The organism is Rhizobium sp. O111 (assembly GCF_055616315.1).
The window spans coordinates 134491-146189 of the sequence record NZ_JBSHXL010000005.1; the positions used below are offsets into that span (position 1 = coordinate 134491).

General features: G+C 46.1%; 6 protein-coding genes. 5 read left to right on the plus strand and 1 reads right to left on the minus strand.

Annotated features, from left to right (window positions below; all coding sequences use genetic code 11):
- Positions 1–158: 158 nt before the first annotated feature.
- Positions 159–1517 carry a hypothetical protein gene (locus ACVTFQ_RS33590; protein WP_077768103.1) on the plus strand — a complete coding sequence of 453 codons (1359 nt, stop codon included), beginning with the start codon at positions 159–161 and terminating at the stop codon, positions 1515–1517.
- A gap of 302 nt (positions 1518–1819) precedes the next feature.
- Positions 1820–4162 (plus strand): FAD-dependent oxidoreductase, encoded by a 2343-nt coding sequence (locus tag ACVTFQ_RS33595; RefSeq protein ID WP_116979321.1) that lies wholly within the window; start codon positions 1820–1822, stop codon positions 4160–4162.
- 1531 nt (positions 4163–5693) lie between these two features.
- Here the strand turns inward: ACVTFQ_RS33595 and ACVTFQ_RS33600 are convergent.
- The gene (locus ACVTFQ_RS33600; RefSeq protein WP_077768174.1) at positions 5694–6533 is read right to left on the minus strand and encodes a RolB family protein; all 840 of its coding nucleotides are present in this window, start codon (positions 6531–6533) and stop codon (positions 5694–5696) included.
- Between the two features lie 1263 nt (positions 6534–7796).
- On the opposite strand from ACVTFQ_RS33600, the gene ACVTFQ_RS33605 reads away from it, so the two are divergent.
- From ACVTFQ_RS33605 to ACVTFQ_RS33615, 3 genes are all read left to right on the plus strand, one after another.
- Positions 7797–8201 (plus strand): RolB family protein, encoded by a 405-nt coding sequence (locus ACVTFQ_RS33605; RefSeq protein WP_161596388.1) that lies wholly within the window; start codon positions 7797–7799, stop codon positions 8199–8201.
- 695 nt (positions 8202–8896) lie between these two features.
- Positions 8897–9493, plus strand: coding sequence for a RolB family protein (locus ACVTFQ_RS33610; protein ID WP_077768172.1), 597 nt, complete (start codon positions 8897–8899; stop codon positions 9491–9493).
- Positions 9494–10845: 1352 nt separating this feature from the next.
- Positions 10846–11406, plus strand: a complete 561-nt coding sequence (locus ACVTFQ_RS33615) for a RolB family protein (RefSeq protein WP_161596389.1) — start codon at positions 10846–10848, stop codon at positions 11404–11406.
- Positions 11407–11699 lie beyond the last annotated feature (293 nt).

Consider the following 11699-nt stretch of genomic DNA (forward strand, 5'->3'; position numbering starts at 1 on the left):
AGTTGGCCAGCCATTATCAATGTGGGGCCAGGCTGACAATGTTTGCGTGCAAGGCCGGATTATGTCGATGTAGACCTGCAGACCCGTTGACTTCCTATAAACACCGCCAATCATCCACCTCTCCCTTTCCAAGGTCTTGCCTTTTTTGCCTTGCTACCATGCCAGCCAGCGACGCGATGTGCGCTGCCGCGGTCGCCTTCCCGGAGGGTAACTGGAAGAGAGAACTCGCTGCGCTGCAGATTTTGCATGATCCTGTAGATGTGATTACGGCCGCTGTCGCCAGAGGTCTTAGCGGCATATGTAATGTCGTTGCTGCAATGGATGCCGAAAAAGTGACAGGCCTCGGCGACGTCATTCGGCGGATGCCTGCTCTAAATCACCGAATTGCCGTCGCCGCCGGTGAAACTCCAGTGCGAGACCTCGGAATAGGGTACCAGTGCGCAATCTGCCACCCCGACATAGCAAGTGCTATGTTAGCCACTTCCGACGGGATCAGCCATGCTGTCCGTGAAAAGATCGAGAAAGAAGTTGCTCAGGATATTGGAGAAGGTGCCATCGTATACATCTTCATTCAGCCGAGGATGAGTTCCAGCAACTCTCCGGTTTCTGTCCATTTCACCCTCCAGTTTGCGAGTTCTGGAGCTCTCGTCGAAGCCAGAATGATAGAGAGTTACAATTTTATGAAAGGCGATGGCACAGTGACTGCAGAGAAATTGAAAAGTCATTGGAAGCAGCACGGTATTCGCAGACCAAGTCCACGTCCGCCCAGGTCCAAATTTGAACTTCTTTTCGCTCCGGTCCCCGACAACAGTAAACTTGCCGCCGCCGATTTCACCCATCTCGGCTTGGTCGAGCGGGATAGAGAATTGCTTGGCAGTACGGTCTTCGGAATTGCCGCCAATAAACCTGGGACGGTAGTTTATCAGTGTGACAAGGTTCTGTGTCTGGAAGTGGATGTCGAGTCACACCGCGCGTTGGAGGTGCTTCACCGCCTTGGGGAGCAGGTATATAGGGCTGGTTGGGGCACGAGTTTCGGTCTTCACACAGGCCCTTCATCTTGTCTTAATCTTTCCGCTGCTGCACTCGCCACCTTTTTCAAACGGACTGATCTTTGTTCCGTCCCGCTGAGTGATGTTTTTTGTCTCTTCTGCGACCATGCCAGCCGTTGCTACGCCGCCAAAGAAGACGGACTTCCACTCACCGCCTTCTCCCTCGAAAATGAAAGTCAGTTTGAACTCGTCGACCCCCAGGTTGTCAGAAAATACGTTCTCGGTCTTTTCGACGCCCCGACAATGGTTGAGCCCCGCGATATCAGCAGAGCGAGCTTCTGCAGCCAATATATAACTTTCCGGGAACCACATCCCTGTAAGGAGTTCAATGAAATTGGTGTTCTGATCCTCGATGCTGCTGCTAAAATGCTCGAAAGTTATGCCGAATTCCTGGAAGACGATGGAAGCGATGATAATGAAATTGCGAGCGTTAAAGATGTATTTGGCTTAATTGATAGGACATTATGAGCACGATACAAAACAGAAGCAGTAACGGAAGTTTCCAATGTGTTTGATATTTGTGTTGCCATTGTATGTTGAATTCCTTTTGTCAATCTTATTGCATGTTCGAAATTGCATAAATTTGGGCCGTAATTTTCCGACTTTTTTGAATTTTCGTTCATCTCTTTAATTGTTGATGTTGTCTAGGGAGACAGCTTTATTGAATTTCAATGACATGTCGCCATTTACGTGTACATCAGAATAAAAAGATAATTCCGGCAAATAGTTTCAATTTATATATATTACATCCAGATTTACATTAACAAAGCATGCCTTCTATAAACAAAAGGAAATTCTATATTCTCTCAATACTCCATATCTACATGATGGATCTTCCCTATAACCGCCCCCGTTTCCCCCCGTTTGCTATCACCGGTCTACCTAGTGCGGCCAAACTGAAACGAGCAATTTCTCGGGCCTTTGTCTGCTATGACCAGTTTTGCGATGAACTCCTACAATATCAGCAAAGGTGGACGGATTGGGTGTTCGACCACGGATTTGCAGAAGCCATAGAAGACATGGCTCTGGTGTTCCAGATTGAACCTTGCCTTCATGGTCCCCGAACAGGCACACTGGAAGTGCTGAGATCTTGTCGCACGAAGGTCTTCATTTATACGTCGTACCGCAGGTTGCGCCACTTTGTTGAGAACCAGTGCATTGCTCAACCTGGCGACGCCGTCCTTGCTTGCATGATCCCGCCCTACGTGAGTGACCTCTCACTGCAGGAAATGTCTCGAGCCCACAATAGTTTTTGTCCAGGCAGTCACACGAGCATTGCAGACGTGCAGTGCTTTATTGCCATCCAACTCAGCAGCCTATTTGTTGAGGAGGGTACATGTGATGTGCATGGGCGAAATGGATTAAAAACAACCTGCCGCTTCTTTCGTCGTCCCGCTGAGTGCTTCAGCCGTTACGACATAGTTGCAATAGGGTCTGTGCTCTTTCACAACGCATTGCATCAGCCAGCGAACTACAATGAGGATCTTTCTTGCTTCGATCTGCGGTACGACTATCAGGTTTTCCTCCATGAGCGCGATGCCAATGATGGTGTGGGGCATTATCCGGAAGGCACACCACTACCTAGTGTCGCCATCGTAGGTGGTGGGCTCTCTGGCCTTGTTGCTGCTGCAGAACTACTTGACGCTGGCGTCAGGGAAATAGCCCTTTTTACCCCAGTAGATGAGGTTCGGAGTTTGGGTGTATCGCCGATGTCAAACGGCGACGCTCGCCAGGTCTTGACGTCATTCGGTGTCATGCCCATCTCCGGCAACCAAGTTTGTCTGTCATACTATCTGGATAAGTTTAGAATTCCGTCCAGCCTTCGTTTTCCTTGTGCCGGCAACGATCACACAGCACTCTACTTCCGGAAAAAACGTTACGAATGGCCGGCTGGACAAGCTCCACCAGGTGAATTCCAGCGGATATCTGCAGGGTGGGAGAAACTACTATACCACGGGTGTGAACGGAACGGCAGGAGGCTGATCGCTCCGATGGATATCTTTTCCATGCTGAGAGGTCGGCGTTATGAAGAAGCCTCGGAAGCAAGGCGGGCTTGGCTCAGGGAGTTTGATAATTTCACTTTCCATGCCGCTCTGGTCGAGATCTTCAGCTGCGGTGTCGAGAGTCCTGGTGGGGCGGCATGGCAAACAACTGATTTTGCTGCTTTCGGGATGATGAGATTGGGCGGCGGCCGAGTTTCTTCCTGTTACACCCTACTGTTTTCGACAGTCCTGGACTGGATAATCAATGGGTACGAGGAGGACCAGTATATCTCTGTTGGAGGGGTTCATCTTTTGCAGGCTCTGATGCGCATTGAGATATTCAAGAGAAAAGTAGGATTCCATTTTGACCCCCTGCGTGGACTAGCCAAGGAGGGCGGGAAAGTGAAGGTATGCATGAAAGATGGCCGTTCGCGCGTTTTTGACCAGGTCATCATTGGCGGGCGAGGTGGGCCCGATGCAACTAATATCACTCCGGTTAGCCATGTGACCTGTGTCGGCTATGATATCGAAGCCCCCGCTGGAAACTCGTCTGCTACTGTTAACGCAGCACTTTTCATGATCACAAAGCAAAAATTCTGGCTTGATGACGATATCCCAGCTTTGATCTGGACGGATGGGCTCGTCCGTGAGCTCTGTTGTATTGACATCGAATCGCCATCGGGAGAGGGGCTTGTTATTTTTCATTATGAAATGAACGACTATCTATCCCGCCCGTTCCAGTCCGATGAGAAGAAGAGAAGGTGCTTGGATTTAGTCAGAGAACTTGCTGCTGTCTTTCCTGAATTGGCTTGTCATTTGGTTCCAGTCAACGAAGATTACGAAGAATATGTCTTCGACGGCCACTTGAAGGATGGTTTCAGGGCCTCTTTATGGAGGGAAAATTCTCTTAAAAAATGTCAGTACAGCCAAGATCCGCATATGTATGATTCTCCGTTAATGGAGCATGGGGCAGTTTGCCAGATTGACAGTAAGGACTGCGTAAACGGAGCTTTGTTCGAAGAGCAGGTTAAGACGGGCATCATAACGGCCTGCACCGTCATTCGCAGCACCGGCGGGACACTATCTTCACTCCATCCCCTGGATTGGAATAAAATATATTTTCCTGCTTAAGTATATTAATGTATTAGTGCGTATTAATCCCGTAAGCCTGTAAGCTGCAGTAGCGGCGCTCAACTTAGCTTTCCATGAATAATAATGTTTTTCCTTTATTTTTGATTGAATCCTGCTTAAAAAATATTCTTTGAGTGGGCTTAAAATGACATTAATCAGATTCCAAAAATTTCCATCTGTGACCATTAGCGCCTTGATCGATGACATTAAAGTCTTCACATCTCCAGAGAAATGCCTTCGTGATTGCTTGTCTCCACGTGCTTTCGCATCTTGACAGCTAATAGCGGGCCCCTTGACACACTAGCCGGCCACGCAATTCGAGATATTCCCACTAACCCCAATGAGGTCACTGCATTCGTCATTGGCAGCCGCCCCACTTGCATTCGCCACTGTGCCGTTTGGGGTCCACTAGCCGCTAATTAGGACTGCATATATTTTGGACGAGCTAAGGGGTCACTATCACCTTCGGTTTGAATTTCCTTTTCACAAGACTTTAATGTTGCCAATTGAGCAGGCTGAAAGAAAATCCGCAATCAACGGAGAAAGGTTAACAGCCAAACAAAAAAAGAATGCTTCATCATTGCATAGGGTCTACAACGACCATTACTTTCGGCGGTGGGCCTTCTACTATTTTTTTCTTAGTCTTCGGCCAGCCATTTGTTAACTTCCTATATAAATCGCTTCACCAGAAGAATGAATTATTTAGATCATGCTGTAATGCTTCAATGCTGTAAGTTCTAAATGTTTGTTTCGTTTTGCAAGAAATCTATTTTGCTAACAGCACTTCTTTTATTCTCAGGATGGAACTAGCCGGAATAAACGTTGTCGGAATGGCCCAGACCTTTGGAGAGGCCTCGCTCGTTGTCTCCGACCTATTTCGGCGGGCTAAGGTCAAGAAGAAGAAGGCCAAACGTGTGTCGCCGGGCGATTTCCTCCCTGACCAAATTGCAGAGCTTGATGATCTGAGCGTCACTCCTCTGGCTATAACTTCTCCTGGGCCTCCCGTGATGGTCAATGATCACGGAATTGCCACGAGGGGACGCTTTGTCGCTGGACCGGAATATTCAGACCTACGGGGTTAATACGCAGTTCTAAACAAACCTACGGGATTAATACGCACGTGGCTCTATAATTTCGATTCATCTCGCCGCCGGAGATGATGTCGGCTATTTTCTCGTTGGTACAATAAGTTGCGAGCCACCGTGCGATTGTTTTTAATTTTCTATATAGTACTTTAACGTCTCTCTATGGCGATTTGTAATGTTTGGAATATTATTGTCTGTTAAGGCGCCTTTGTAACAATATCAATGTAAAAGCATTATCAGTATTGTGTGAGATCTCTATAAATATCGAAATGATTTGCCTATTTTCTGAAAATTGGCGGCAGAAATAATGCTGTAATAATTTATTTCAACACAAGTAAAATACATCGTGGCGTACGCTACACAACTCCTAACAGGAGCATAGGGGCTACGCCGGAAAACATAGAAATCCTACCAAACTTATAGTTAAAGGTGGCCTGCAGGGGACCTCAAGTCGCCGAGGTTTCTTTCTTCAGATTTACTATAGCAGGCTTCATATCACCCTCTTCACGTTTCTGGTTGGGTCCCGAGAGCCGCAGGGTGAGGTCTGGCTCCGGTGACGGTACCGCCGGTCGTGGCATCACGCCAGCATTTTTGGTGAACTGTGTGATGCCGCAAGCAATGACGTCATAGGAGCGGTTTCCAGTGCCTTGCCGCACGAAGAAGGTGCAGGCTACCTCCCTGCCGTACACATTTGTCACTTTTAACTCCAGCAGGTGAATGAACAAGGTACTTGCAAAAATGGCGATAAAACCTTCCAGATCAGGTTCTTCCACGCGGCGGTGCGGCCAAGCAATGTTGTGAGCACGGACCATCTCCTGGAGGGCGAGGTCGCTACGATAGGGTTGCATCGTGGTCGCCAGCACGGCCTCTAATCCAAACGTGATGGATTTTTCCTCCAGTACTTTCTGCATCTTCTCGCGAGATAGATAGACAAATACATGTCGGTCGTTTTCTCTGGCCAAATCCGGTTGATCGACAAGCATGGGGGGATGATAACATACTTTGTTTTTTAGAAGATGGGCCAGTTGTTTAAGTATGACCACCGGCGGACGGTTTTCCTCCAAATCAAGCACGCCTTGGGCCCACCTTTTCTGGAAATCCATGAGAGTTTTGCTATAGACTTGGCTATAGATTAAAAATGCAAATTGGATCTCATTGAACAAGTTAAGCTGGTTCCAGGCTTTTGTGAGATCTCGTGGTTGAAAGCGTTGAAGGAATAGTAATCGAGGAGGCATTGTGATGTGAGGTTGGGGATAACTGTGGAATAACGGCAAGTTCAGTGCCATTTAAAGTACGCCGCCGGCAAGTGGCATCAATCAGCCACAGTTTCCGGTCGGGAAAGCCAGAGGCAATCTGGCAATAATCACCATCGCATCAAAATCGATGCTCGGACATGGCGGCCTTAAAACCTGGATCAAGCGAAAAATAATGCCTGCTTGATTGGTCACGAGGTCATAGTAGTGGGCTAGCATTTTTGTCTTTTTTGTTTGGCTTTAGTGAAAGTGTATCTAAAAGATACCTGAAATGGGGAGGGGTGGGGTAGAGCTTAAAGTTTGCCGAATATTGGGTTTCGTGAAAGCTGCACGGGCAACTTGTTGATGGTTGCACTCTCGATGCTATTTATAATTAAGATGTAATTATTGCCGCTACGTGTAGTTATTGCCGATAATATCATAAATTCTATTGATGTATGTGGTATATTTTGAAATTGCATATGTCTGCTCATACAAATAATTTATTTCAATTACGCAATTACTCTTATGCCAATAAAATGTGGATTATATAGCAAGTGTAATCTTAAATACAATTTGGACCTATACGACTTAATATTGCCACGCCAGGCAACCAGTCCATTCGGATCTTGCTATAAGTGCCATACTGATACAAGTTTTAGATTTGAAGCCCATCAATCGTTTTAGAGCCCAAAAATCAAAATGGGCCGAAATAGCATTTATCTAAAAGAAGGAATCGTGGCTAGTTAAGTGCTTTGAATGAGATCCCATGGAAAAGCGACACCTGTGTGGTGCAGACAGGCCTAACGTGGTGCACAGGTTGAAAAAGTAGTGCCTTTTCGCAGCATAAATAAAGGTAGGCGCGTGCGACCATAATTAAAGGAAAAAGAAAGATGCTATTGACGATGTGACACCATTATTGGACAGCAGAACCTATTCCCACTCGTGCTTTTGCAAAGATGCAAAACCCTTAAAGGCCATTTTAAGTACAGACACGTGCCGGTCTATAATTATTTTACAAATGTGAGACGTGGAACATCGATAGTCGTATAATTTATGAATATTGGGTTTTGCAGCTATACCTAACTGATATTCAACTCATATAAGCAAAAGCATCTATAAAGGGAATGGTGCTTCCAGTTCTGGGTGCACGCCACTATTGTTTCCTACTTTGCTAACATGGCGGAATTTGACCTATGTGCTCTCTTTTCCAGTCTTAAGGTAGGCGACGTATCGTCCAGCGATGAGCTAAAGAAACACATCCAGAGCGCCTCAAAGGAGCGGACCCCCCTGACGGAGCCGGGTGAGGGCCAGTCGATGGATGTTGACGAAGAGGGCGGTCGCCAAGACCCTGGGATACTGTACCTCTACGTCGATTGCCCGACGATGATGCGATGCTTTTATGGAGGGTCTTTGCCCTACAATTCCACGCACGGCGCGCTCATCACCAATCTTCCACCATACCAGAAAGATGTAAGTCTCGGTGAGGTGTGCAGGGGGCTTAGGCAGGCATCAGGATTCTTTGGATACGAGGATGTTATCCGGAGCGCCTACTTCGCCGCACTTTCTGTCCCCGGGTACTTCGTCAAGCTGGATGGGCAGATGGAACTAACTTCAACAAAGGGAAAGTCTCTGACCTTCGACCTTTATGCCAGCAACCAGCTCAGGCTCGAACCTGGTGCGTTGGTGAGGCATGGCGAATGCAAATTTGGAATGGAGTGATGGCAGTAGCTGTTCTGACGGTGCCCAGAGGCTGGAGGTGGTACCTGTTTCACGCTAGAAATATAAATGTAATAAACTCATGGATCTGGTTGATGTAACCTGCGCCATGGATGCACTTGTTCTTTTTTGGTTCCGATGGATGGGTTGTTTGCTTGAAATGAAACCTGCCTGTTCGAAATTTGGTTATCACTTTTTCCATTTATGTTTTTAATTATTTGTGTATTAAAGAAAATAGTTCACATAGCCGCAATATATGACCGAAGCTGGCCCGCAATGCCGCAATAGATGATTAATTTGTCAAACTTAGCTATCAATATCTCGATAGAAGTGCCCACATGTTTAAACTAGGCAAACTCGTTCTCCTTGAAAACTGATAATAAAGACAAGAAAATTAGCCCACTCTAAAAAGTCACATAGCAAATTCAACATAAAGAAACCAGAAGTCAGAGGAAAGACTTTTAATCCTTGATTATTTGAACGAAATAGCCGCAATACGCCAAAGTGTCGCCTTCATGATTGTTCAATAATTTCTGTAGCAAATGGAAAACGTTTTACAAACAATGTGGCCTTGGAGTAATAATCGGAAGAAAAGTTCATAAGTCAGATAATTTGCGTTGCTGACACTAGTGACCAAGCACCTTTAAATACCTCTGCTTCCCATGCATTTTTCCAAGTTAACCTAAAGTGGCAGTTGAATGGCTCGTTATTTCGGTGGTAGCTCTCAACGGCTTCATGTCGATGATTTTCGTTTGATCAAGGAGCCCACTCGACTGAAGGCTCAGCTTGTTAATGTGGTGGAAACCTACAAGGCTGCACAAACAGAGACGTTAAAGTACTATATACCATCTGCAACTGAGCGTGTGGCTCATATGGAGGCAGTCCATGTCAACAATGCAGAAATGGGGCTGCATCCGGCCGGGTTCAAGTATCCTCTGTCCTTCGTCTTTACCTCCCTGGCCGTGGCTAAAGCCTGCAAGGAGAACAAGCATCTCGTGTGCGAGGAGCATTTGGAGGGAGATCTGATATCGTGCGTCGTTCCTCCCTATCAGACAAATGTCTCACTCGCTGCTTTAAGGGAGATCCACAATTCCATTTCGGGAGGAGGGTACCGGAATCCAACAGACATGGATTATTTTGTGGCGATCTTGCCAGATGAAAATTTCGACTATCAGAGCTGTGAAATTGTCACCAAAAATGGCGGCGAAGGCCTTTGCAAGATTTATAGCAGACAACTGGAGGGGCCCTTAGCTTATGAGGCCATACTGGCAATTGGCAAGGTCCTGTTGGAATAGGCAGTGCACCGCTGATCCAACGGGAGTTTCGATTATATTTCGTATTATCTTACATGACTTAAGATCATGCATGTTTCGCTTGTTCTCCCGTGTGTCGGTTACGTTATTGTGTTAAAATAACGGGATGATGATATCAAGTGCTATTGTAAAATATGTTATATTTTGAATATCTATAATATAAGCGCTGTGTGCGCTCGATGGGTAGTTAAATGATCATGATATATATTTTTGGGTAATCAATCGCATTGCAGTGCCGTGTGCTTATTGAAGTAATATAGTGTTAAAATTATTTATTTAATATCTGATAACATATCAAAGGGTACAACGTGATAACAAAGACGGTGGATACAGCGTTTATTGGGATATCCGCTGGCCAGTTATACGTAAATAATACAGACAGAGTTTGAGAGAGCACGCAGATTGTAGCCAAGTTGAGTGACTTGCCGGTAGCACCGAAGCTAAGCTCAGGTGTTCCAAATTGACTGGCGTCGAGGTGACGAGCACGACGACCTTGCCGGACAATGCGGTCGCAGGGGGCTCAAGGCGGGTGGCTTGTAACGGACCTTGTGCTTCTTGTTGTAGCTTTCGTTGAGCATAACCATTGGGAAGGTTGCTGAACAACGGTAGCGCACCTTTTTCAAGCGAGGGTGGCAGAAGAACATATTTGCCCGTCGGCAGACGGCGGTGAGCATGACAGCTGCTAAGGGAGTTACTGGAATCGCGTGAGCGGTGAGCATGCCGTCCTGACTATCGGCGCCCAATCAACAGGACATCCTCAACATGTTTTCCAATTCCTTGAAACCTATCTTTATAGCATTGATCTCCAACCGATCTCGATTGAGGCCAAATTTAATATTCAAAAGAGAGTTTAGTGGAAATGGAATATAATCCCGTGGCGGAAGAAGAGCCTTCAAAAATGGCAGTCCACTAGGACAGTCAATAATATCCAAAAAGCATTGAAATTGGGTTGGGCACGAGAGGCTGACGCGGATGCCACTCGATTGCTAATGGAGTGGTTCCTTTTCTAGCATATCGAATCCATCGCTTCACTATATCCTTACCTGATTGGCTGAGCTGCGAGACCACCAATAACTTCCACTAATATCGAAAGTGTGGCTGCTTTGATTATGATGCTTTGTGAGAGGTTCTCTCCCCAATAAAGTCAAGTTGACAGATTCGGATACGCCCGGTTGAGATTTTATTTCATTTTTTATCTATTTCGCATCTCGAAAAGTTCACAGAAATCAACAAGGAGGAGGCCAGGTGTTTAAATAGGTTCCAGCTGCTCTAAAGTGATCAGAAGAGAATTTACAGCTGGAGGCACAAAGCACTAATCCTGCTAAAGCATGAGCATGGCAGATGAGTTGGAGCGTCAATTGGAAGGCATTTCTCTCGTTACAGTCCTGGGTCCGGATGTGAGGGCCGAGCTTGAGGCGGCGCTACGGGACTACCGCGATGATCTCGACTTCTGGAAAAGCAACGGTTACGCGGTGGCGGATCTCGATCAATCTGTGACGGTCGACAAGCTTCTTTTTATGTATATGGATGAACCAATAGCAGACTTGTGTGTAAAGAATCGCATCCTCGTTTGCAACAGCAATTCAGTCGCGAAAATTACTTCGCTTCCACCATACCTGCCTGGGGTTACAAGGGCCGAGGCGTTTGAGAAACTTAACTCCATTGTTTGTGGAGGTCCTGCATCTGGATCTCTTCAATCTGCTTGTTGCGACTATTTCGTGGCGTTCCTCCCCAGCAATTGTTTTGAGAAGACCGGTGAGATATCGGTGCGCACAGTGGACGGCGAGTGTGGCCCCTTCGATGTCTTTACCCGGCAGCGTCAGCCAGAGGATCAGAGCGATATGTTTTTTAAGTATGAAGAGATTGTATGTGCTGGAAAGAGTCTATTTTTTTGAAACTAGTGTGTTTTATCTGTGTAACATGTTATGGAGTCTGATCGTATGATGTAATAGCTAAATTTGGTATTAATAATGATTGATCGTTATATAAGAATTGTTATTAACATAATTAAGTTTAGAGTAAAGCAAGAGGGAAATAAATTAAAACACTTTATTCAGTTACAAACAATTATGAAAATACAAACATAATACAAACATAATACAAACGTCGCAGGAGAAAGATGACACCGTAGGATATTTATGAGCCAAGGATAGACTTGCCAGAAGGCGAGATCGTCCTCATAGCTTAG